Source organism: Streptomyces sp. NPDC059373 (genome assembly GCF_042751495.1).
GTDB lineage: Bacteria > Actinomycetota > Actinomycetes > Streptomycetales > Streptomycetaceae > Actinacidiphila.
Window position 1 is genome coordinate 127137 of record NZ_JBHYXC010000019.1, and the last position, 21681, is coordinate 148817.

Below are 21681 nucleotides of genomic sequence, written 5' to 3' on the forward strand. Positions count from 1 at the left end.
GTCCGGGCCACCGCACAGCCCGGACGGCGCCCGTCGGACTTCTGGCGCCTACGACCGCGCGAACGAGGTGCGGAGCCGGTAGCGATCGCCCGCGTACTGGATCGTGGAGGCGAACAGGGGGTCCTCGTCCGCGTTCACCGCGAGCTGGTGCATGACGAGGAGCGGATCGCCCGGGGCCACCCGGAGGTGCTCGGCCACGCGGTCCCCGGCCTTGGTGGCTTCGATGGTGCTGTCGGCGCGCATCGGCTCGACCCCGGCCTCGGACAGCGTGGAATAGAGCGAATGGGTTCCGAAGTCGACCTTGCCGATATCCGGAACGAGCGCGAGGGGAATTCGGGTCAGGTCGAGGGCAATAGGAACACCCTCCAGGAGCCGGACCCGCTCAAGCCGGAAAAGGGGCGCTCCGGGGGCGATGCCGAGCAGCTCCGCCTCGTCAATGGTGGCCGGGCTCGCCTCCGCCTGCAGCACCTCCGAGCGCGGTGTCAAACCCATTCGCGCCGCCGTCTCACTGAAGGATTCGAGGCTGTTGGGCCATTCCTTCTTGGCTCCGGCCTGAGCGACGTACCATCCGCGGCCGTGCGACGCGTTGAGCACTCCCTCTTCGACCAGGCGCCCGAGAGCCTTCCTCAAGGTGACCCGGCTGATGCCGAGTTGCTGGCACAGCTCGCGCTCAGGAGGGAGCCGCATGCCGGCCTTCAGGACCCTCTTGTCGATTTCGCCGCGGATCAGATTGACCGCCTGAATCCACAGTGGCTCGGGATAGTCCGGCAGGACAACGCCCGCGACCTCGCGAATATCGCTCATACGTGAGGCCCCCATAGTGATGTGCTCGCACCACCGCCGCAGCTCATGGGCAGTGGCGCTCAGGATAGCTTTCCGGCCGGGGGTCTGGCCAGGACACGGGACTGCCGGCGAATACATCGCAGGCCGGAAGCCTCTGGACAGGCACCCGGGCGCTGGTCCAGGCTTCACGCTCGTGACCACCCCCTTGAACCCGCAGACGGATGTGCGCCCGGAACTGCTCCAGGCCATCCGCGACACGGCCGCCGAGACAGCCCGGACGCTCCGGTCCGGTACGGACACCACCGTGCCCATCCCCGGAGCCGAGTGGACGGTCGGCGAGGCCGCCGCGCATCTGGTGGTGGCCAACGAGCTGATGGCCACCCTCGCGGCGGGTCACGAGCAGAGCTACGGGGACGGGACCGCCGCAAGCCTCGCCGCGGCCAACGCCGAGTCGCTGGCCGGTTACGCCGAGCGCGACGCCACGGTCCTGGCCGAGGGGATCGTCCGGCATGCGCAGGCCTTCGCCGATGCGGCCGCCCGGCGGCCGGCGGCGGAGCCGACGGTGACCCCGCTGGGCCCCATGGACCTCGGCACGCTGGCTGCCTACCTGCTGACCCACATGATGGGGCACGGCTACGACATCGCGGTCGCGCTGCGCCAACCGCACATGGTCGACCGCGAGCGGGTGGAGCTGGCGTTGCCGTTCCTCATGACCGGCATGTCGCGCATAGTCGACGCACGCGCCGCCGCGGGGTTCAGCGCCCGCTACCGGCTCAGGCTGCGTGGCGGTTCCCGGTTCGCGGTCACCTTCACCGAGGGCGTCGTCACCGTCAGCGCCGAGCCCCCGGGTCGCATCGACTGCACGATCATGCTGGAGCCGGTGGCGTTCTTCCTGCTCGCGCTCGGCAGGTGCAGCCGGGCGTCGGTCATCGCACGCGGCAAGATCGTCGCCTGGGGCCGCAAGCCCTGGCTCGCACCGCGCTTTCCGGGGTTCTTCACGGCGCCGTAGCCGGTTCGGGGGCAGGCGTCAGACCCCTTCCGTCGTGGCCCCGGCGCCGAGGTACAGCCGTGCGACCTGCGGATCCGCGAGCAGCGAGGTGCCGCTGCCGGTCAGCCGTATCCGCCCGGACTCCATGACCGCCCCGCGGTCGGCGACGGCCAGGCCGGACCGGGCGTTCTGCTCGACCAGCAGGATGGTGCGGCCGCCGGCGGCCAGCGCCCGTACGGTCTCGAAGACGGCGTGCCTGGCCCGGGGCTCCAGGCCGATGGACGGCTCGTCGAGCAGCAGCAGCGCAGGGTCGAGCATCAGGGCGCGGGCCAGTTCGACCTGCTTCTGCTCACCGCCGGACAGTGACCCGGCCGCCTCGCGCCGCCGGGCCGCGACGATCGGGAAGCGCTCGGCGAGCTCGTCGGCCCGCTTCCGTACGGCCGTGCGCCCGGCGCGGGTGCGCTCCAGGATGTGGCCGCCCATCAGCAGGTTGTCCCAGACGGTCATGGCGGGGAAAAGGCTGCGCTCCTGCGGTACGTGCGCGATGCCGCGCAGCAGCCGCTCGCGGGGCGAGAGGTGGTCGACCGGCTCGCCGCCGAACAGCACCTGCCCGCCGCCCGGCCGCAGCAGCCCGCTGACGGCGCGCAGCACGGTCGACTTGCCGGCCCCGTTGGGCCCGATCAGGCAGACCACCTCGCCCACCGCCACGGTCAGGTCCACGCCGTGCAGGACGTCGCCGAGCCCGTACCCGGCGGTGACGTGGTCGAGGAGGAGCAGCTGTTCCGCCACGATGCCTCACCCCCCGAGGTACGCGTCGAGGACGCGCGGCTCGGACCGTACGACCGGGGGCGGGCCCTCGGCGATGACGGCGCCGCCGTCGAGCACGATCAGCGGGTCGCAGAGCCGCATGACCAGGTTCATGTCGTGCTCGACGACGAGGAAGGCGGTCCCGGAGGCGTGGCGCTCACGTACGTGCCCTTCGATGGTCGCGATCATCGTCGGGTTGACCCCGGCGGTCGGCTCGTCGAGCAGCACCAGGGCGGGGTCGCTCATCAGCAGCGCCGCGAACTCCAGCAGCTTGCGCTGTCCGTACGACAGCTCACCGGCGGGTGTGTCGCGGTGCCGGGCGAGGGCGAACTCCTCCAACAGCGCCATGCCGCGTGCCGTGTCCCGTACGCCCAGCCGCCGCCCGGCCAGCGCGCGCCAGCCGTGCCCGGCGGCGATCGCCAGGTTCTCCAGCACGGTGAGCTCGGCGAAGGCCCGGGGCTGCTGGAAGGTACGGGACAGCCCGCGCCGGTACAGCCGGGCCGGATCGGGGCGCGGGACGGGCCTGCCGTCGAAGACGATCCCGCCGGCGTCGGCGGCCAGGTAGCCGGTGACGAGGTTGAAGACGGTGGTCTTGCCCGAGCCGTTCGGCCCGATGAGCCCGGTGACCGTGCCGCGCCGGACGGTGAAGGAGCAGTCGTCGACCGCGGCGACCCCGCCGAACCGCTTGGTCAGGCCCCGGACTTCGAGCAACGGCGCCCCGCTCATGCCCGGGCCCCCGCCCCCGCCGTACGGCGCCTGCGGTCGCGCCACGTCGGCAGCGCGCCGCGCGGCATGACCAGCATGACGACGACGAACAGCGCCGCGTACGCGATCAGATAGAGCTGGCTGGCACCGAAGCGGTAGGCCAGATACTGCTGGCCGGGGGCCACGACGAACGCCCCCAGCACCGGCCCCCACAGGGTGCCGCGCCCCCCGAGGAAGACCATCAGCACCATGCCGATCGACAGCAGCGGGTCGACGGCGAACTGCGGGTAGATGAAGGACAGGTAGTACGCCCAGACTCCCCCGGCCATCGCCGTGACCGCCACCGACACGGCGAACGCCGTCAGCTTCGCCGCCGTGACCGGCACACCCACACCGCGCGCCTTGTCCTCGTCCGCCCGCACCGCCACCAGCGCGAGCCCGAGCCTGCTGCGCAGCACTCCGTACGAGCACGCCAGCGCGATCACGAAGAGCGCCAGCATGGCGTAGTAGAAGGGCCGCTCGAACGTCCCCGGGGCGAAGGGGGCGATGGGCATGGCGAGACCCTGGGCCCCGCCGGTGAGGCCGCGCAGGTTGAAGGCGAGGGTCTGCACGACGAACAGGAAGGTGATGGTGACGATCGCGAAGACGTCCGTACGCGTACGCATCGCGATCCACGCCACCGGGACGGCCACGGCCGCCGTCACGAGCCCCACCAGCGGCAGCGTCCAGAACGGCCCGTACCCGGAGCCCGCGCTGCGATGGGTCCACCAGATCGCCTCCGCGTAGGCACCGATGCCGAAGAAGGCGGCGTGGCCGAGCGACGGATAGCCCGCGTAGCCGCCGACGAGGTTCCAGGCGCTGGCCAGCGCCGCGTACATCAGGGTGAACAGGCCGATGTTCACCGCCCAGGGCGCGGACACCGCGAGCGGGAAGGCGACCAGCACCGCGAGTCCCGCGACGCCTGCCGCGTGGCGGAGGTTCACAGCGCCCCCCGCAGCCGTGCGCCGAACATCCCCCGGGGCCGCAGCAGCAGGACGGCCAGCAGCACGACGAAGAAGCTGAAGTCGGACCAGACCGGCGAGACCAGTGCGCCCACCAGCGCCGAGACGACGCCCATGACCAGTGCGGCCACCACCGTGCCGCCGAGGCTGCCGAGCCCGCCGAGGATCACCACGGACAGCAGGCGCGAGATCAGGTCGTAGTGGCTGTTGGGATTGAACGAGTAGACCATCCCGTACACCGCTCCGGCCGCCGCCGCCGTCGCGGCGCCGAGCCCGAAGCCGAAGGCCGCGACCCGCGCGGTCTCCACTCCCAGCAGCCGTGCCGCCACCGGATTCTGCACGGTCGCCCGCACCGAGCGGCCGAAGTGTGTCCGGGACAGCAGCAGCCACAGCCCGCCCAGCGTGGCCAGCGACAACGCGAAGGCGGCCAGCCGCACCTCGCTGACCTGGTACCCGGCGATCCGCCACGACCGGTCGACGTAAGCCGGCCGGGTCGAGCGGTAGTCGGAGTGGTAGACCAGCGTGAGGACGCCCTCGATGCCCAGCGCCACCGCGAAGGTGACCAGCAGCGACAGCAGCGCGGCGTCCTCGCGGTGCAGCGGTCGCAGGAACAGCCACTGCACCCCCGCGCCCAGGACGAACATCAGCGGCGCGAGGATCAGTATGGTCACGAACGGGTCGACGCCCCAGGCGGTGAACAGGCTGTGGCTGAGGAAGGCGGCGAGGATCACCAGCGCGCCCTGCGCGAGGTTGACCACCTTCATCACGCCGAAGATCAGCGTCTGGCCGCTGGCCATCAGCGCGTAGACGCCGCCGGTGAGGACTCCCAGGATGACCGCCTGGACCGTCGCGTGCATGGTTCAGCCGCTCCAGGGCAGCGCGGCGGTGGCGGGTGCGTGCACGGCCCGGTCGGCGGGGTAGACCGGGAGCATCTTCCCGCCGATCCACTGCACCAGGACGTACGAGGCATTGGCCGCGCCGTCGGAGTTCCAGCTCAGGTTGCCCTCGAGGGTCTTCCAGGTGCCCTTGTGCAGGGTCGCGATGACGGTGGCGTTGTCCACCTTGCCGGTCTTAGCCGCGACCTGCTCCAGCAGCTGTCCGCAGGCGAAGGCCTCGGCGGAGGTGCTGTCGATGGAGTCGGCGGTCCCGCCGTACGCGGCCGTGTACGCCTTGGTGAACGCGGCACTGCCGTAGGTGCTGGAGCTCGGGAACCAGTCGCCGGAGGAGAAGATCCCGTTGACGTTGGCCTGGCCGACGTTGCCGGGGAAGTTGTGCGGGTCGTTCGCCCCGTTGGACAGGTACAGCATCGTGGGCGCCCACTTGAGCTGGACCATCGCCTTGACCATCCGATAGGCGTCGTCGGCCTGGGTGCCTCCGACCACCAGGTCGGGCTTCTTCGCCGCCATGGCGGCGACCACGGGTGACAGGTCGGTGATCTCGGCCGGATAGATCTGCTGGTAGACGGTCTTTATCCCGGCCGCCTCCAGCCGGCCGCGTACCTCGTCGGCGATCGGCGAGGCGAAGGGGTCGTCCAGTGCGGGGTAGGCGGCGGTCTTCGGGCGCTGCGCGGCGGGCAGCGAGAGGACGTAGTCGGCGAACACGTCGCCCTGCTTCACGACCGGCGCGGGCTGGACGAAGAACAGGTTGTTCAGGTGCTGGGCGAACACCTTGGGGCCGCCGCCGGCCGGCTCGAGGAAGGCGTAGCCGTACCGCTTGGCCACCTGGGAGGCGGGGATGGTCAGCAGGCTGGAGAACGGGCCGAAGGTCAGGTCGACATGGTCCTTGGTGATCAGGGTCTGGTAGTTGGTGACCACCTGCGCGGGGCTGGAGGTGTCGTCGACGATCTTCAGCTGCACCTTGCGGCCGAGGATCCCGCCCTTGGCGTTCACGGTGTCGGCCCAGAGCCGGTAGCCGCGCTCCGCGTTCTTGCCGGGGTCGGAGAAGTCCCCGGTCAGGGAGAGCGAGATGCCGATCTTCAGCGCCGCGTGGGAGCCGGCGGAGGCGGTGGGCTTGGGCGAACCGCAGGCCGCCAGGACCAGCCCGGCGGCCGCGACCACCGCGACGGCGGCTGTGCCGTTGCACCCATGACGCACACGACGTGCATGACGCATGGTCAGACACCCTTCCTGGCAGGCTCGGACGGTCTCTGATGCGATCGATTGCGGTGGAGTGTCCTGCGGCCCGCATGCACTGTCAATGAGGGCTGCGCAAAGCGACTGCAATGGATTGCTGTGCGACGAGTTCGCGCGGAGTGCCGGAACCCCACCCACGCCGGGCGGTGAGAGGGATCATTGTCCCCATGAGATCGCGCCCGCATGTGCTGCTGTCGGTCGCCGCTTCACTCGACGGCTGTCTCGACGACACGAGTACGGACCGCCTGCTGCTGTCGAACGACGAGGACTTCGACCGGGTCGACGAGGTCAGAGCCGGGGTCGACGCCATCCTCGTGGGGGCCAACACCATACGGGCGGACGACCCCCGGCTGCTGGTGTGCTCCCAGGCGCGGCAACAGCGGCGCATACGCGCGGGGCTGCCGCCGACGCCGATCAAGGTCACCCTGACCGAGAGCGGCAAGCTGGACCCCGCCGCCAGGTTCTTCACCACCGGGGACAACGACAAGCTCGTCTACACCAGCACCGGTGCGCTGGCCACGGTCCGCGACCGCCTCGGATCGGTCTCCGTCGTCATCGGCGCGGGCGATCCGCTGGACGTACGCGCCGTGCTGGCCGATCTCGCCGAGCGCGGGGTCGAGCGCCTCATGGTCGAAGGCGGCGGCGCGGTCCACACCATGTTCCTCGCGGCCGGGGTCGTCGACGAGCTGCACCTCGTCTACGCCCCGTTCTTCGTCGGCCAGGCCGACGCGCCGCGGATGGTCAATCCGGCTGTGTTCCCACAGGGCCCCGGGCAGCGTATGACACTGACAGAGGCACGGCAGATCGGCGACGTGGTGCTGCTGCGCTACCTCCCGCGACACGGCGACTGACCGGACGGGGACGGCGGGCCGAGGCCGTGTTCCGCCACAGCCACCCGATGTCGCGCCCGAAGGACCAGACGAGCGACGCGAGCGCCGACGCGGTGATGAGCGCCGCGACCGGGCGGGGGCAGACCCCCGAGCATGCCACGACCAGGATGATCCCCTGCACCGCCGCCACCGTCTTGCGCGCGAAGCTCGGTGGCAGCGCCGACCGCAGCCAGGGCATCACCCAGGCGGCCGCGACGAAGGCGTAGCGCATGGCCCCGATCGCCAGCACCCACGCCCCGAGCGACGTGGCCAGCCGGAGGCTCAGCACCAGGATGAGGAAGGCGTCGACCTCCATGTCGAAGCGGGCGCCCAGCGGCGAGACCGTCCCGGTGCGCCGGGCGACCCGGCCGTCCACCGCGTCGAGGACCAGTGCCACCGACGCCAGACAGGTGAGCGGTACGCCCTGCCCCGCACCGGCCGCCACCAGGGCCGTGACGCCCCCGACGAGCGCGGCCCGGGCCAGCGTGACGCGGTCGGCCGGTCCCAGCGAGCGGGTCCCCGATCGGCGGAGCGCGGTGTCGAGAAAGGCCCAGAGGCCCGCGGCGTAGGCGATGCCGGTCAGCCGGCCCACCGGGCTCAGGCCCACGGAGTTCCCCAGCAGGGCCAGCAGGACGAGTTGGGCGGCCGCCGCGACGGCTTGATCCCGCCCCGTTGAGCCGTTGCGCTGTTCGGATCGTACGGTCATCACGTCCCCTGAAAGTCGCCGTCACGCAGGAGTACGCATGAAACCGGTGGAGCGTTCGGCACGAGCTTTCTGGCTCCGTGCCCCCGGCGAGGGAGAGGTCCGGTCCGTCCCCCTCCCGGAGCCGGGGCCGGACGAGGTCGTGGTGCGCACCCTCTACTCGGGGATCAGCCGCGGGACCGAGAACCTGGTCTTCCGCGGCGGGGTGCCCACAAGCCAGTACGACGTGATGCGGGCGCCCTTCCAGGACGGCGATTTCCCCGCGCCGGTCAAGTACGGCTACCTCAACGTCGGGGTGGTGGAGCACGGGCAGCCGGAACTGCTCGGCCGCACCGTCTTCTGCCTCTATCCGCATCAGACCCGGTACGTGGTCCCGGCCGACGCGGTGACTCCCGTGCCGGACGCCGTGCCTCCGGCGCGGGCCGTGCTGGCGGGGACCGTGGAGACCGCGGTGAACGCACTGTGGGACGCCGGCCCGCTGATCGGTGACCGGATCGCCGTCGTCGGTGCCGGGATGGTCGGCTGCAGCGTCGCCGCGGTGGCCGCCGGGATCCCCGGGGCCAGGGTCCAGCTGGTCGACGTCGACCCCGCGCGGGCGGCCGTGGCGGAGGCGCTCGGCGTCGGCTTCGCGCAGCCGGAGCAGGCGGAGCCGGGGTGTGACCTCGTCGTGCACGCCAGCGCCACCGAGGAGGGGCTCGCCCGGTCCCTGGAACTGCTGGAGCCCGAGGGCACGGTCCTCGAACTGAGCTGGTACGGCGACCGACGGGTCAGCGTTCCGCTGGGCGAGGCGTTCCACTCCCGCCGGCTGGTCGTGCGCGGCAGCCAGGTGGGCACCGTGTCGCCCAACCGGCGGACCCGCCGCGGCTTCGGGGACCGGATGTCCCTGGCCCTGCGGCTGCTCGCCGATGCCCGCTTCGACGCGCTGATCACCGGCGAAAGCGACTTCGAGGATCTGCCCCGGATCATGGCCCTCGTCGCCGACGGTGAACTTTCCGGGCTGTGCCACCGTATTGCCTATCGTCCGGCTCAGCACCGTGGGGCGGTTCACCGCCCTGGAGGGTAGGCCCGTGTTCAGTGTCACCGTTCGCGACCACGTCATGGTCGCCCACAGCTTCCGCGGCGAGGTCTTCGGCCCCGCACAGCGGTTGCACGGCGCGACGTTCCTGGTGGACGCGACCTTCCGCCGTGAGGCGCTCGACGCCGACAACATCGTCGTCGACATCGGACTCGCCACCCAGGAGCTCGGCCTCGTACTCGCCGACCTCAACTACCGCAATCTGGACGACGAGCCCGCGTTCGCCGGTATCAACACCTCGACGGAATACCTGGCCAAGGTCATCGCCGACCGGCTCGCCGACCGGGTGGGTGCCGGAGCGCTCGGTGAGGGAGCGCGCGGGCTGACCACGATCGCGGTCACCCTGCACGAGTCGCATGTCGCCTGGGCGAGCTACGAGCGGCCGCTGTGACCGCCGGCGGCGCCACCGCCTCGGACGTGGCCTCGGTGCACGTCGTCGTTCCCGGCGACGTCGACGACGTGACCGCGCCCAGCGGCGGCAATGTCTTCGACCGGCGCGTGAACGAGGGCCTCGCGGCGGCCGGCCGCCCGGTGCGGGAGATCGCCGTACCGGGGGCCTGGCCACGGCCGGACGCCTTCGCGCGCGGGCGCCTTTCCCGGTCGCTCGCAGCTCTGCCCGACGGTGCCGTCGTCCTCCTGGACGGGCTGGTCGCCTGCGGTGTCCCGGACATCGTCGTCCCGCAGGCGCGCAGGCTGCGCGTGGCGGTGCTGGTGCACCTGCCGCTGGGTGACGAGACAGGGCTGACGCCCGCGCTCGCCACCGAACTGGACGCCCTGGAGCGGGAAACCCTGCGCGGCGTGGGCCTCGTGGTGGCGACCAGCCCCTGGGCCGCGCGCCGCCTGGCCGAGCACCACGGCCTCCCCGCGGACCGGGTGCACGTCGTCACGCCGGGCACCGACCCTGCGCCGCTGGCGCCCGGCACCGACGGCGCGTCACGGCTGCTGTGCGTCGCCTCGGTGACCCCACGCAAGGGGCAGGACCGGCTCGTCGAGGCGCTGGCAGCCGTCGCGGACCTGCCGTGGAGCTGCGTCTGCGTCGGACCACTGGGCCGCGACCCCGAGTACGTCGCGCGCCTGCGGGAGCTCATCGCCCAGCACGGTCTCGGTGACCGCGTGCGACTCGCCGGACCCCTGACCGGCGAACCCCTGGAGACGGCGTACGCGGCGGCCGACCTCCTGGTGCTGCCGTCCCGCGCCGAGACGTACGGCATGGTGGTGACCGAAGCCCTGATGCGCGGGATTCCGGTGCTGGCGACGGCCACGGGCGGCGTACCGGACGCCCTGGGCAGGGCGCCCGACGGCAGCCTGCCGGGGGTGCTGGTGCCCGCGCAGGAACCCCCGCACGAGAACGCGGCGCTCGCCGAGGCGTTGCGCGGCTGGCTGGAGGACGGCGGTCTGAGGCACCGCCTGAGGACGTCGGCGCGGCAGCGGCGCGACACGCTCCAAGGATGGGACGAGGTCTCGCAACGCATGGACGCGGTACTGGATCTGCTGCGGGAGGGGTCGTCGTGAGTGCATCGCAGGCACCCGCCTTCAGCCCGCAATGGCTGGCGTTGCGCGAGGACGCCGACGCCGCCGCCCGTTCGGCCGCGCTGCTCGACCCGCTGCGGGCCCACCTGGAGAGCGCGCAGCGCGGCGCCGGGCCGCTGGTCGTCCGGGACCTGGGCTGCGGCACCGGATCGCTGGGCCGGTGGCTCACCGGTCAACTGCCCGGTCCGCAGCACTGGATCCTGCATGACCGTGACCCCCGGCTGCTCTCGCTGGCGGCCGCGAGCCTGGCCGGTCTGACCGACGGGGACGGCGGCCCGGTCACGGTCGAGACCCGCCAGGGCGATCTCACCCGGCTGCGGGCCTCGGACCTCGCCGGGACCTCGCTGGTGACCGCGTCGGCACTGCTCGACCTGCTCACCCTCGGCGAGGTCGACGCGCTCGCCGAGGCGTGCGTCGGGGCCGGCTGCCCGGCGCTGCTGACCCTGTCGGTCGTGGGGAGCGTCGAGCTCGACCCGGCCGACCCGCTCGATGCCGGGGTCGCCGCCGCCTTCGACGCCCACCAGCGGCGTGAGTCCGGTGGACGCCAACTGCTCGGGCCTGACGCGGTCACCGCCGCCACCGAGGCGTTCGAACGCCGCGGTGCCCGGCTGCTGACCCGGCCCAGCCCCTGGCGGCTCGGCGCGGACCAGGGCGAACTGGCGCGGGAATGGCTGCGGGGCTGGGTCGGTGCGGCCTGCGAGCAGCGGCCGGACCTCGCGGCCGAGGGGGACGCGTATCTGGACCGCCGGTTCGGCGCGAGCGCGGCCGGTGAGCTGCGCGTACGGGTCGGGCACAGCGATCTGCTGGCCCTGCCGGGGACGCCGGGAGGTGGGGCACGGTGACGCGGCGAATATGGCCCTGGCTGCGGCTGCTGATCGGGGTGGGCATCCTCGGCGCGCTCGTCTGGCGTATGGGCGCCACCGCGTTCGTCGACGGGCTGCGCGTCATCGACGGCGGATCGATCCTCGCGGCGGTGGCGATCGGCCTGCTCACCACTGTCTTCAGCGCCTGGCGTTGGTGCCTCGTGGCGCGCCGCCTCGGCCTGCGCCTGCCGCTGGCGAAGGCCGTGTCGGACTACTACCGCGCGCTGCTGCTCAACGCGGTGCTCCCGGCCGGTGTGCTCGGTGACGTCGACCGCGCCGTGAGGCACGGCCGTCGCACCGGTGACGTGGGCCGGGGGGTGCGCGCCGTGGTCCTCGAACGGGCCGCGGGCCAGGTGGTCGTCCTCGCTCTCGGCGCAGCGGTACTGCTCACCCGGCCCGCCCTGGTCACCTCCATGGCCGGCCACTTCCTGCCGAGCGGCGCGGTCCTGGCCGTCGTGCTGACCGCTGTCGCCGTCCTGGTCCTCCTCGGGGCGTGGGTGCTGCGCCGGCGGGGGGCCTCGCGTGGACGCCGTGCCTTCGCCCGGGGGCTGGCCGACGTACGCAAGGGACTGCTGGCCCGCGGCACCTGGCCGGGGGTGATCCTGCTGTCGGCGGCGGGACTGGTCGGCCACGTGGCCCTGTTCCTCGTCGCGGCACGCGTCGCGGGCTCACCGGCGCCGTTCGCCGCGCTGGTCCCCCCGACGGTCCTGGCGCTGCTGGTCATGGGCCTGCCGGTGAACATCGGCGGATGGGGGCCCCGCGAGGCGGCCTCCACGCTGGCCTTCGGCGCGGCGGGCCTGGGTGCCGGTCAGGGACTCGCCACCGCCGTGGTGTACGGCGTGCTCACCCTCGTCGCCAGCCTCCCGGGGGTCGTGGTGCTGGCTCTCCCCGGCATCAGGGCGTTCGCCGACAAGTGCCGGTGGACGGCTTCCCCTTCAGGAACCCGAACAGGCACTATGGCGTCCCAGTGGTATCGAACATCAGTATCCGAGCAGGGGAGTCAGGATGGCGTTGGCGCCTGAGATGAGCACGGCGGAGCCCGAGCCCGTGGACGACGGGTGGCCCTTCAGGGAGGACGCCGCCGGGGCCGACGAGGCTCCCCGCAACCGCGGCAGGCTCCTGGTCGGGCTGTTGGTGCTGCTGGCGCTCGGTGTCGTGGCCGTCGGGCTGGTCGTGCTGGTCGCCCCGTCAGTGAACGCGGTCGGCGGGTGCGGCGGCGGCTGAGGGCCGTCCCGCACCGAGGAGGTAGGGCAGGCGCCGGGTGAGGAAGCGGCGCGGGAACTCGTCCCGCAGCCGCCACAGCCCGGCGTCGATCACGAAGTGGGCCATGACCGCGCCCAGGTAGGCGCCGTAGAGCGCGCGCCCGGCGGCGGATGAGTCGTGCAGGTGCGAGGCGAGGTTGAGTACGGTGCCGAGCAGCAGGCCGATGTTGAGCAGCAGCGCCAGGCTGACCAGCCGCGACAGCCCGGGCCTGCCACCGCCGGCGACCAGGGCCATGATCAGCAGGTACTGGTAGCCGTGGGCGGCGGTGAGGCCCGCGACGGCGGCGTACGGCGAGGCGAAGAGGAACACCGGCAGGAAGAACAGCAGCGACATCACGTACACCGCCACGAAGGCCCCGCCGGGCCGCCTGCGGCGCAGCAGCAGTACGCAACCGGCCCCGACCGCCGCCGAGTAGGCGATGGCCGCCGGTGGGAACAGGAAGCGCAGCCGCAGGTCCACGGTCAGCTGCAGCAGTTCGGGCCGCGAGAGCAGCGCCACGATCCCGGCCACCCCGGCGGCGGTGACGCAGGCCCGCTCCCCGCGGTCGAGGCGGCCGGCGCCGTAGGCGGTGGCACTGAGCGCGGCCAGGCCCAGGTTCTGCTTCTGGAAGTGGAAGAACTGCCAGGCGAGGAAGACCGGCAGGATCCAGACGAAGGCCCGGGGCGACGCGGCGGCCGCGAGCACCGCCGTGCCGACGACCAGGGCGACCGGGGCCAGTACGTAACGGCCGCGCCGCGCCAGCATGTGGCCGCGCACCTCGGGCACGCTCCAGAACCAGGCGGTCGTGGCGACGTGCACCGACGTGCCCAGGAACAGCAGCCCGCCGAGCGCCGGCACCGGCTGCGCCGAGCCGGCCGGGGCGAGCGCGATGCTCGCCACGTAGCAGCCCAGCGTCAGCGCGACCGTCCCGCCCAGCCATATCCCCCTCAGCATCAGGCCAGGATAGAGGGGCCCGGGTAGAGCTTGGCGAACTCCTCGGCGGTCATCCCGAACAGGACCTCGTCGTAGTAGCGCCCGTCGGCGAAGTCGTGTTCGCGCAGCCGCCCCTCCTCCCTGAACCCGAAGCCGAGGTGGAAGGCGATCGAGGGGGCGTTGAACGACCAGGCCGCGGCCTCGCACTTGTGGAACCGCCGCTCGCGGAACATGAAGGCCAGCAGGATCCGTACGGCGTCCGAGGCGTAGCCGCGCCGGTGGTATTGGCCGCCGAGCCCGATCCCGTACTCGAAGCGGCCGGCGCGGATGTCGACATGGTGCGTGCTGATCGATCCGACCAGCACGCCCTCGTCCAGGGACTCGACCGCCAGCACGAACTCGTAGTCGTCCGCCTTGTGCTGCGTCTCCGCGCTTTCCTTCGCCCGCGCCTTGTGGACCTCGTCCGAGCGCGGCGGGAGGACGACGAATCCCTTGCGCTGGATGTCCGAGTCCGCGTCGAACTCCCGGAACTGCTCCCAGTCTTCCGGCTCTATCCCCCGCAGGCGTACCCGCTGCCCGGTCCACATCGATGTCATGGGGCAACGGAAGCAGCCGTAACGCCGTCCTGTCCAAGGATTTCAATGCGATAGTCACCGCCATGGCTGACGATGACGACCGGACCTCCGAGCTTCTCGACCGCTTCCTCACCGGGCTCGGGCCCGCCGTCCCGCTGGTCGCCCTCTGGGCGCACGGATCGCTGGTGATGGGCGACTACCAGCCGGGGCGCAGCGATCTCGACATGATCGCGGTGGTGGACGCGGAGCTGAACCGCAGGCAGAAGGACGAGGTGACGCGCCTGCACCGGCGGCTCATCGAGGAGTTCCCGCAGGCGACATCGCTGCACTGCAGCTATCTCGTACGGTCCCGGCTCGCCGACACCGCCCTGCGGCATGTGACCTTCGCCCACGGCCACCTCTTCGAGCGCCCGGTCACCCCGGTCGCCCGGCGCGAGCTGCTGACCGGCGACCGCGCCCTGTGCGGCCCCTCCCCCGCCGAGCTGCTGCCGCCGGTCGGCGACGAGGAGCTGAAGGCCTTCGTCCGGGCCGACCTGGCCGGATACTGGCGGCCGGCCACCGACCGCAGGAAGTCCACGAACTGGCTGCGCGACATCTGGGTGGACCTCGGTCCCGTGACCCTGGCCAGGGCCGCGGTGACGCTGCGTGACGGACGGCTGATCACCAAGGGCGAGGCGCTGGAGGTGCTGGCGGAGCTGGGCGCGCCGGAAGAGGTGATCGCCGACATCCGGGCCCGCCGGTACGGGCCGGAGCGGCCGGTGTCGTGGGGGTGGCGGCTGCGGAGGGCGTGGCTGGCCAGGACGTTCGTCCGAGCCGGAATCGATCGGACGCTCGCCGGGGCATAATGGACCGATACATCGGAGGTCTGGCTCGGCAGTGCGGCCACGGCGGCGCGGCGAGTCCGGAAAAGGGAAAGGAGGTCGCTCATGGCGGTCACCGACGAGGCGATCGAGAAGATAAAGGGCATGATCGTTTCCGGCGCGCTGCGCCCCGGCGACCGGCTTCCCAAGGAGAGCGAGCTCGCCGCCGAGCTGGGCCTGTCCCGCAACTCGCTGCGCGAGGCGGTGCGGGCGCTGTCGCTGATCCGGATCCTGGACGTCCGGCAGGGCGACGGCACGTATGTCACCAGCCTTGACCCGCAGCTCCTCCTGGAGGCGCTGAGCTTCGTCGTGGACTTCCACCGGGACGACACGGTGCTGGAATTCCTCGCCGTACGCAGGATCCTCGAGCCCGCCGCGACCGCGCTGGCCGCCGCCCGGATCCCCGGCGCCGACCTGGACGTGCTGGACGCGCAGCTCGACGCGCTGGGCGAGCAGCCGTCGGTGGAGGAACTGGTCGCCGCCGACCTGGAGTTCCACCGGGGGATCGTCCAGGCCTCGGGCAATTCCGTGCTGTGCTCGCTGCTTGACGGGCTGTCGGGTCCGACCACCCGGGCGCGGATCTGGCGCGGGATCACGCAGGAGGACGCGGTGAGCCGCACCCTGCACGAGCACCGGGCGATCCTGGCCGCGATGCGCGACCGGGACACGGAGGCGGCGCGCTCGTGGGCGACGGTGCACATCGCCAGCGTGGAGCAGTGGCTGCGGTCGTCGTTGTAGAAGTCGGCCGTTGTAGATTGACTTCCCCTTATCACCAACGGGGGTTGTGCAAACGATGCCACGGAACGCGACGGCCACCCGGTCGCCCCTCACCTCCAAGTCGCCTCTCACCTCCAAGTCGACCGGCGCCGCCGCCAACGACCTGATCACGGCCTGCGCGGTGCGGATGCCCCGGCAGCCGCCTCCGCCCGATCCGCCGCGCGCGCCCGCCCTTTCTCTGGCGTTCTCCGGCGGCGGCTTCCGGGCGACGCTGACAGCCCTGGGGATACTGCGGTTCCTGGCCCAGGCCGGGCTGCTGCCGCAGGTGCGGTATGTGTCCTCCGTATCGGGCGGGTCGGTGGCCAACTCCCTGTTCGCCTGCCATTACGAGGAGCTGGAGAAGCGGGAGTTCGCGCCGGAGGCCCTGGACGAACTGGTCGTCCGGCCGTTCGTGGAGCGGATCAGCGCCAAGTCCCTGACCTGGACGCTCGCCCGGAAACTGTGGCGTACCGCGAGTCCCCACACGTCCCGGACCGACCTGCTGGCCGAGCAGTTCGACGAGTGGTTCCTGGGGCGGCGGAAGCTGGAGAGCCTGTCGCCGTCCTGCCGCTTCGTCTTCAACGCCGCGTCCTTCACCAGCGGTGTCCGTTTCGGCTTCGAGCGCGACCGGGTCGGCGACTGGGTGGTGGGGCAGGTCAGCACCGCCGGCACGGGGATCCGGGTGGCACAGGCGGCAGCCGCCTCCGCCGCCGTGCCCGGCTTCTTCGCGCCCTTCACCCTGCGCGGGGTCGACTTCCCCTGCGCCAACGGCCAGGTGATCAAGCTCCTGGACGGCGGAGCGTACGACAACTCCGGCCTGGAGGCCGTCGACGACCTCCCGCAGACCCTGCTGATCGGGGTCAACGCCGGCGGCCTCTTCCACACCGGCTCCGCCTACGGCCGTATCCCGGTCATCCGGGACCTCTCCCGCGCCAACTCGCTGCTCTACCGCCAGTCCACCGCGCTGCGCGCCCGCGACATGGTGGACCGCTTCCAGGCCTGGGAGCAGGCCGTACGCGCCGGCCAGGAGCCCCCGTCCTGGGGCCGCCAGGGCGTGCTCTTCGGCCTGGCGACCACCTTCGGGCCGGACCACATCGCCCCCGAGTGGGCGGACCGGGACGAGCATCCGGAGTGGCGGATCGAGCTGGCCGAGTACAAGACCTCCTTCGACCGTTTCCCGCTGGAGATCTGCCACCGCCTGGTCCAGCGCGGCTGGTGGCTGACCGGCGCGGCCCTGACCCGGTTCCACCCGGAGGTGCTGACCGGCGCGAGCCTGCCGGTGTGGGTGGACCTGTGACGGTGCCGGCTACGTGGCCGGGCGCAGCCTCAGCCCCTGCATGCCGCCGTCCACGGCCAGCGCCGTCCCGGTGACGCTCGCGGCGGCGGGGCCGGCCAGGTAGACGATGGCGGCGGCGACCTCGTCCGCGCCGACCAGCCGCCCCAGGGGCTGGCGGGCGTTGAGCGCGGCGCGCTCGGCGTCGGGGTCGTCGGCCTGGTCGAGCAGCCGGCCGACCCACGGCGTGTCGGCGGTGCCGGGGTTGACGCAGTTGACCCGGATCCCCTCCCGGACATGGTCGGCGGCCATGGCCAGGGTCAGGGAGAGCACGGCGCCCTTGGTCGCGCTGTAGAGGGCGCGCTGCGGCAGGCCGGCGGTGGCGGCGATGGAGCAGGTGTTGGTGATCGAGGTGTTCCGGCCCTCGGCCGCCGCCCGCCGCAGGTGCGGCAGCGCCGCGCGGCTGGTGCGCACCATGCCGAGGACGTTGACGTCCAGGACGCGGTGCCATTCGTCGTCGGCGTTGTCCTCGACGGTGCCGATCGCGCCGATGCCCGCGTTGTTGACGACGATGTGCAGTCCGCCGAACTCCTCGGCCGCGTCGGCCACAGCGGCCCGTACGGTCTCGTCCGAGGTCACGTCGGCCTTGAGCCGCAGGGCCCCGGCCGGTGCGGCCGACGGGTCCCGGTCCAGGACGGCGACCCGCGCGCCGCGCGCCATGAGCAGCACGGCGGTGGCCGCGCCGATGCCGGAGGCACCGCCGGTGACGACCGCGTTCAGGCCTGCGAAGTCCGCGTTGGATGTCATCGGCCTGCCCCCGGCCGGGCCTGCCAGACGGGCCCTTCGGGATAGCGGTGATCGGCGACGGACTCGGGGTGCATGGCGGCCGAGAAGCCGGGCGCGCTCGGTGGGCGATATCGGGCGTTCTCCACGACCACCGGGTCGGTGAAGTGCTCATGCAGATGGTCGACGTACTCGATCGCCCGGCCCTCCCAACTCCCCGACACCGCCACGTAGTCGAACATCGCCAGATGCTGCACCAGCTCGCACAGCCCCACCCCGCCCGCGTGCGGGCACACCGGCACGCCGAACTTGGCGGCGAGCAGCAGGATCGCGATGTTCTCGTTGACCCCCGCGACCCGGGCCGCGTCGATCTGTACGAAGTCCACGGCCCCGGCCTGCAGCAACTGCTTGAACACGACACGGTTGGCGACATGCTCGCCGGTGGCCACCTTGACCGGCTGCCCGGCGCGGATCGCGGCGTGCGCGAGGATGTCGTCCGGGCTGGTCGGCTCCTCGATCCAGTACGGGTCGTACGGGGTGAGTGCCGTCATCCAGGCAACGGCGGTGTCCACGTCCCAGCGCTGGTTGGCGTCGACGGCGATCCGGACGTCCGGGCCGACGGCCTCGCGCGCCAGTCGCATCCGGCGGATGTCGTCGTCGAGGCTGCCCCCGACCTTGAGCTTGATCTGGGTGAAGCCGGCCGCGACGGCCTCTTTCGCCAGTGCGACCAGCTTGTCGTCGGAGTAGCCCAGCCAGCCCGGCGACGTCGTGTACGCCGGATACCCCTGCTCGCGCAGCCGCGCCGTGCGCCCGGCCCGGCCCGGTTCGGCGGCGCGCAGGATCTCCACGGCCTCGTCGCGGGTCAGCGCGTCCGTCAGGTAGCGGTAGTCGACGAGGTCGGCGATCTCCTCCGGCGTCATCGACGCCAGGAACTCCCACACCGGCTTTCCGGCCTCCTTGGCCGCGAGGTCCCAGGTCGCGTTGACCACGGCCCCGGCCGCCATGTGCATCACGCCCTTCTCCGGTCCCAGCCAGCGCAGTTGGGAGTCATGCGTCAGCTCGCGGTACAGACTGCCGAGATCACCCGTCACGCTGCTGACGGTGCGCCCCTCCACGTAGGGTCGGAGCGACCGGATGGCGGCGGCGACGACATCGTTTCCCCTGCCGATCGTGAAGCACAGGCCGTGCCCCTCCAGTCCGCCGGGGGCGTCGGTGCGGAGCACGACATAGGCGGCGGAGTAGTCGGGGTCGGGGTTCATGGCGTCCGAGCCGTCGAGCTCTTCCGAGGTGGGGAATCGGACGTCGATCACCTCGACGCGGGTGATGGTCGGACTCATACGCACTCCGCCTTGATACGTCGGATGACCCACCTTACATCCGATGTATAGCGTGACGAATGCCGCCGGGTCCAGAGGTCGGCAGCGGATGGGGGGAGAAGGATCGGATGTCTGACCACGAAGAAGCAGCGACCTCGCAGGGGCGAAACGGCAAGGGACAGCCCCGAAGGCGCCGCGCCCTCCGCTGGGCGCGCCGGGGCGCACTCGCCCTCGCCCTGGCGGTGCTGCTCTCGGCGACAGCCATCGGCGTCTCCCTGCGGCTGGAGTACGCGGGCGACCCCGACGCCGCCGGCCTGACGCGCGGCCGGGACGCGGTATGGCTCGGCCACGCATGGGTCGACGGCCGCCGGGACGCGGCGGATCTGGCGGCCCTGGTCCACCGCGTGCAGGGCACCGGGATCCACGACCTGTACGTACACACCGGGCCGCTGGCGCACGACGGGAGCCTGGACGCCTCCCTCTACCCCGACGCCACGTGGCTGGTCCGCGAGGTGCACCGCGCCCTCCCCGGGGTGCGGGTGCAGGCTTGGCTGGGGGACATCGTGTCGTGGGGGTCCCCCCGGACGGAGTCTGGGGGAGGCTCGCCCGGGCTGCGGCTGGACGACGCGGCGACCCGCTCCCGTATCGGCGCGAGCGCGGCGCAGGCGCTCGACGTGGGCTTCGACGGCGTCCACTTCGACCTGGAGCCGATGTATTCGGGCGACCAGGGTTTTCTGGACCTGCTCGACGCCACTCACCGCGTGACGGCCGCACGCGGCGCCCCGCTCTCCGTCGCGACGCACCAGATCGACCCGCTCCCCGGTCTGCACTCCCCGTCCGGGGCCCTCTTCAACCACCCCAAGTGGTGGACCCAGAAGTACTTCGGCCAGGTCGCCCGCCGGGTCGACCAGGTGGCGGTGATGGCGTACGACACCGCGATGCCGCTGGAGAGCCTGTACGGCGGCTACGTGGCCCAACAGACCGCCCTGGCCCTCGAAGTGACCCCGCCCGGTACGGATCTGCTGATCGGACTGCCCGCCTACCACGAGGACACCATGGGGCACCACGCCGACGCCGAGACGGTCACCGCGGCCGTGCGTGGCGCGCGGCTCGGGCTGGCACGGCACGATGCGGGCCGTGAGGGTTTCGGACTGGCGCTCTATGTCGACTTCACCGCGACCGAGGAGGATTGGGCCGCATACCGCTCTTCGTGGGGCAAGACGTGACCGGACGCGTACGTCCGATGACTGTGGGGATCATCCCCCTACGGGGGCTGCGGCACCGGCCCCCGGAAGCCGTAGGCTGGTGCCGCACGTGAAGCGACGAAAGTACGACAGCCGGTGGGGGCGGCGATACTCCCCCTCCGGCCGGAAGGAGGCGCTGGGTGATCGAGCTCGAGGGTGTGCCCGAGCTGATCGACCCGGTCATGGTGGCCGCGTTCGAAGGCTGGAATGACGCCGGGGACGCCGCCTCAACGGCGGTCGGACATCTGGACCGGGAGTTCAAGGGCGAGGTCTTCGCGGCGCTCGACGCCGAGGACTACTACGACTTCCAGGTCAACCGGCCCACGGTCTGGCTGGACGGCGGCGTACGGAAGGTCACCTGGCCCACCACGCGGCTCTCCGTCGTCCGTATCGAAAGCCCCAAGCCGCGCGACCTGGTGCTGGTCCGCGGCATCGAGCCGAGCATGCGCTGGCGGTCGTTCTGCAACGAGATCCTGGGCTACGCCCATGAGTTGGGCGTCGAGATGGTGGTGGTGATGGGCGCGCTGCTCGGCGACACCCCGCACACCCGCCCGGTCCCGGTCACCGGCGTCACCTCCGACCCGGACCTGGCCGCCGCGCTCAACCTGGAGGAGTCGCGGTACGAGGGCCCCACCGGCATCGTCGGCATCCTCCAGGAGGCCTGCACCCACGCCGGCATCCCCGCCGTCAGCCTCTGGGCGGCCGTTCCGCACTACGTGTCGCAGCCGCCCAACCCCAAGGCGACCCTGGCCCTGCTCAACCGCCTGGAGGACCTCCTCGACCTGCGCATCCCGCTGGGTGAGCTGCCCGAGGACGCCCGCGCCTGGCAGGTCGGCGTCGACCAGCTCGCCGCCGAGGACAGCGAGGTCGCCGAGTACGTCCAGAGCCTGGAGGAGGCCCGCGACACCGCCGAGCTCCCCGAGGCCTCCGGCGAGGCCATCGCCCGCGAGTTCGAGCGCTACCTGCGCCGCCGCGAGCCCGGCTCGCCCGGCCACGCCACCCAGAGCGGCGAGCCGATGGACGGACCGTACCTGCGGGACCGCCCCCCGCAGCCGCCGCGCGAGACGAAGCCGGAAGAGGACGAGCCCGACGAGGACTGAGCAGGCTGAACAGACTGAACGGCGGTGGGGGCCCGCCCCGCCGGGCGGGCCCCCCCCCCCCTGGACCCGGCCAAACCGCCACGCCCCCGCCCGCGGGCCCCCCCCCCGGGGTAAAACCCGGGGCGGCCCGGTGCCCACCCCCC

Annotated in this window: 24 protein-coding genes; 13 read left to right on the forward strand and 11 right to left on the reverse strand. The window is 72.3% G+C overall.

From position 1 onward, the window contains the following. Positions 1-48 precede the first annotated feature (48 nt). The gene (locus ACFXJ5_RS24505) at positions 49-804 is read right to left on the reverse strand and encodes a GntR family transcriptional regulator (protein WP_384634813.1); all 756 of its coding nucleotides are present in this window, start codon (positions 802-804) and stop codon (positions 49-51) included. Between the two features lie 172 nt (positions 805-976). Between ACFXJ5_RS24505 and ACFXJ5_RS24510 the strand changes: the two genes are divergently transcribed. Beyond that, positions 977-1792, forward strand: a complete 816-nt coding sequence (locus ACFXJ5_RS24510) for a maleylpyruvate isomerase family mycothiol-dependent enzyme (protein WP_384634815.1) — start codon at positions 977-979, stop codon at positions 1790-1792. Between the two features lie 18 nt (positions 1793-1810). Here the strand turns inward: ACFXJ5_RS24510 and ACFXJ5_RS24515 are convergent, their stop codons facing one another. The 5 genes from ACFXJ5_RS24515 to ACFXJ5_RS24535 are packed head-to-tail and all read right to left on the reverse strand — an operon-like array spanning position 1811 to position 6395. Further along, the gene (locus tag ACFXJ5_RS24515) at positions 1811-2560 is read right to left on the reverse strand and encodes an ABC transporter ATP-binding protein (protein WP_384634817.1); all 750 of its coding nucleotides are present in this window, start codon (positions 2558-2560) and stop codon (positions 1811-1813) included. Between the two features lie 6 nt (positions 2561-2566). Beyond that, the gene (locus ACFXJ5_RS24520; RefSeq protein WP_384634820.1) at positions 2567-3304 is read right to left on the reverse strand and encodes an ABC transporter ATP-binding protein; all 738 of its coding nucleotides are present in this window, start codon (positions 3302-3304) and stop codon (positions 2567-2569) included. Further along, a complete protein-coding gene (locus tag ACFXJ5_RS24525; protein ID WP_384634823.1) occupies positions 3301-4266 on the reverse strand; it encodes a branched-chain amino acid ABC transporter permease in 966 nt (321 codons plus the stop codon). Before ACFXJ5_RS24525 ends, ACFXJ5_RS24520 begins: the two co-directional genes overlap by 4 nt. Continuing rightward, entirely contained in the window at positions 4263-5141 is an 879-nt protein-coding gene (locus ACFXJ5_RS24530; RefSeq protein ID WP_384634826.1) for a branched-chain amino acid ABC transporter permease, read from the reverse strand. The genes ACFXJ5_RS24525 and ACFXJ5_RS24530 overlap by 4 nt, the downstream gene beginning before the upstream one ends. A gap of 3 nt (positions 5142-5144) precedes the next feature. Beyond that, positions 5145-6395 carry an amino acid ABC transporter substrate-binding protein gene (locus ACFXJ5_RS24535; RefSeq protein WP_384634828.1) on the reverse strand — a complete coding sequence of 417 codons (1251 nt, stop codon included), beginning with the start codon at positions 6393-6395 and terminating at the stop codon, positions 5145-5147. 188 nt (positions 6396-6583) lie between these two features. Here ACFXJ5_RS24535 and ACFXJ5_RS24540 point away from each other — a divergent pair, with 188 nt between their 5' ends. Beyond that, on the forward strand, positions 6584-7267 hold the full coding sequence (locus ACFXJ5_RS24540) for a RibD family protein (RefSeq protein WP_384634830.1): 684 nt from the start codon (positions 6584-6586) through the stop codon (positions 7265-7267). Here the strand turns inward: ACFXJ5_RS24540 and ACFXJ5_RS24545 are convergent. After that, positions 7158-7991, reverse strand: coding sequence for a CDP-alcohol phosphatidyltransferase family protein (locus ACFXJ5_RS24545; protein WP_384634833.1), 834 nt, complete (start codon positions 7989-7991; stop codon positions 7158-7160). The genes ACFXJ5_RS24540 and ACFXJ5_RS24545 overlap by 110 nt on opposite strands. A gap of 46 nt (positions 7992-8037) precedes the next feature. On the opposite strand from ACFXJ5_RS24545, the gene ACFXJ5_RS24550 reads away from it, so the two are divergent. Genes ACFXJ5_RS24550 through ACFXJ5_RS24575 form a run of 6 tightly spaced genes read left to right on the forward strand, consistent with a single transcriptional unit; the run spans position 8038 to position 12680 of the window. Next, the gene (locus ACFXJ5_RS24550; protein ID WP_384634886.1) at positions 8038-9051 is read left to right on the forward strand and encodes a dehydrogenase; all 1014 of its coding nucleotides are present in this window, start codon (positions 8038-8040) and stop codon (positions 9049-9051) included. A gap of 4 nt (positions 9052-9055) precedes the next feature. Next, complete coding sequence (locus ACFXJ5_RS24555; RefSeq protein ID WP_384634836.1) at positions 9056-9454, forward strand: 6-pyruvoyl tetrahydropterin synthase family protein; 399 nt, start codon at positions 9056-9058, stop codon at positions 9452-9454. After that, positions 9451-10575, forward strand: coding sequence for a glycosyltransferase family 4 protein (locus tag ACFXJ5_RS24560; protein ID WP_384634839.1), 1125 nt, complete (start codon positions 9451-9453; stop codon positions 10573-10575). The genes ACFXJ5_RS24555 and ACFXJ5_RS24560 overlap by 4 nt, the downstream gene beginning before the upstream one ends. Then, positions 10572-11435, forward strand: a complete 864-nt coding sequence (locus tag ACFXJ5_RS24565) for an SAM-dependent methyltransferase (RefSeq protein WP_384634842.1) — start codon at positions 10572-10574, stop codon at positions 11433-11435. The genes ACFXJ5_RS24560 and ACFXJ5_RS24565 overlap by 4 nt, the downstream gene beginning before the upstream one ends. After that, on the forward strand, positions 11432-12478 hold the full coding sequence (locus ACFXJ5_RS24570) for a lysylphosphatidylglycerol synthase transmembrane domain-containing protein (protein WP_384634845.1): 1047 nt from the start codon (positions 11432-11434) through the stop codon (positions 12476-12478). The genes ACFXJ5_RS24565 and ACFXJ5_RS24570 overlap by 4 nt, the downstream gene beginning before the upstream one ends. Continuing rightward, on the forward strand, positions 12462-12680 hold the full coding sequence (locus ACFXJ5_RS24575; protein WP_384634848.1) for a hypothetical protein: 219 nt from the start codon (positions 12462-12464) through the stop codon (positions 12678-12680). Before ACFXJ5_RS24570 ends, ACFXJ5_RS24575 begins: the two co-directional genes overlap by 17 nt. Here ACFXJ5_RS24575 and ACFXJ5_RS24580 read toward each other — a convergent pair. Both ACFXJ5_RS24580 and ACFXJ5_RS24585 read right to left on the reverse strand, forming a co-directional pair. After that, positions 12645-13652, reverse strand: a complete 1008-nt coding sequence (locus ACFXJ5_RS24580; RefSeq protein ID WP_384634850.1) for a hypothetical protein — start codon at positions 13650-13652, stop codon at positions 12645-12647. The genes ACFXJ5_RS24575 and ACFXJ5_RS24580 overlap by 36 nt on opposite strands. Beyond that, positions 13652-14227: a GNAT family N-acetyltransferase gene (locus ACFXJ5_RS24585; protein ID WP_384634853.1), complete on the reverse strand. Its 576-nt coding sequence runs from the start codon at positions 14225-14227 to the stop codon at positions 13652-13654. The genes ACFXJ5_RS24580 and ACFXJ5_RS24585 overlap by 1 nt, the downstream gene beginning before the upstream one ends. 62 nt (positions 14228-14289) lie before the next feature. Between ACFXJ5_RS24585 and ACFXJ5_RS24590 the strand changes: the two genes are divergently transcribed. From ACFXJ5_RS24590 to ACFXJ5_RS24600, 3 genes are all read left to right on the forward strand, one after another. After that, entirely contained in the window at positions 14290-15051 is a 762-nt protein-coding gene (locus ACFXJ5_RS24590) for a nucleotidyltransferase (RefSeq protein WP_384634856.1), read from the forward strand. Positions 15052-15132: 81 nt separating this feature from the next. After that, positions 15133-15804 carry a FadR/GntR family transcriptional regulator gene (locus ACFXJ5_RS24595; protein ID WP_384634859.1) on the forward strand — a complete coding sequence of 224 codons (672 nt, stop codon included), beginning with the start codon at positions 15133-15135 and terminating at the stop codon, positions 15802-15804. A gap of 55 nt (positions 15805-15859) precedes the next feature. Further along, positions 15860-17119, forward strand: a complete 1260-nt coding sequence (locus tag ACFXJ5_RS24600) for a patatin-like phospholipase family protein (RefSeq protein ID WP_384634862.1) — start codon at positions 15860-15862, stop codon at positions 17117-17119. 9 nt (positions 17120-17128) lie between these two features. Here the strand turns inward: ACFXJ5_RS24600 and ACFXJ5_RS24605 are convergent, their stop codons facing one another. Next, a complete protein-coding gene (locus ACFXJ5_RS24605) occupies positions 17129-17902 on the reverse strand; it encodes an SDR family NAD(P)-dependent oxidoreductase (protein ID WP_384634865.1) in 774 nt (257 codons plus the stop codon). Further along, positions 17899-19215 carry an L-fuconate dehydratase gene (locus ACFXJ5_RS24610; RefSeq protein ID WP_384634868.1) on the reverse strand — a complete coding sequence of 439 codons (1317 nt, stop codon included), beginning with the start codon at positions 19213-19215 and terminating at the stop codon, positions 17899-17901. Before ACFXJ5_RS24610 ends, ACFXJ5_RS24605 begins: the two co-directional genes overlap by 4 nt. 107 nt (positions 19216-19322) lie before the next feature. Between ACFXJ5_RS24610 and ACFXJ5_RS24615 the strand changes: the two genes are divergently transcribed. Together ACFXJ5_RS24615 and ACFXJ5_RS24620 are read left to right on the forward strand one after the other, a co-directional pair. Continuing rightward, positions 19323-20420, forward strand: coding sequence for a hypothetical protein (locus ACFXJ5_RS24615; RefSeq protein WP_384634870.1), 1098 nt, complete (start codon positions 19323-19325; stop codon positions 20418-20420). A gap of 158 nt (positions 20421-20578) precedes the next feature. Beyond that, positions 20579-21538: a PAC2 family protein gene (locus ACFXJ5_RS24620; RefSeq protein ID WP_384634874.1), complete on the forward strand. Its 960-nt coding sequence runs from the start codon at positions 20579-20581 to the stop codon at positions 21536-21538. The last annotated feature ends 143 nt before the right edge of the window (positions 21539-21681 follow it).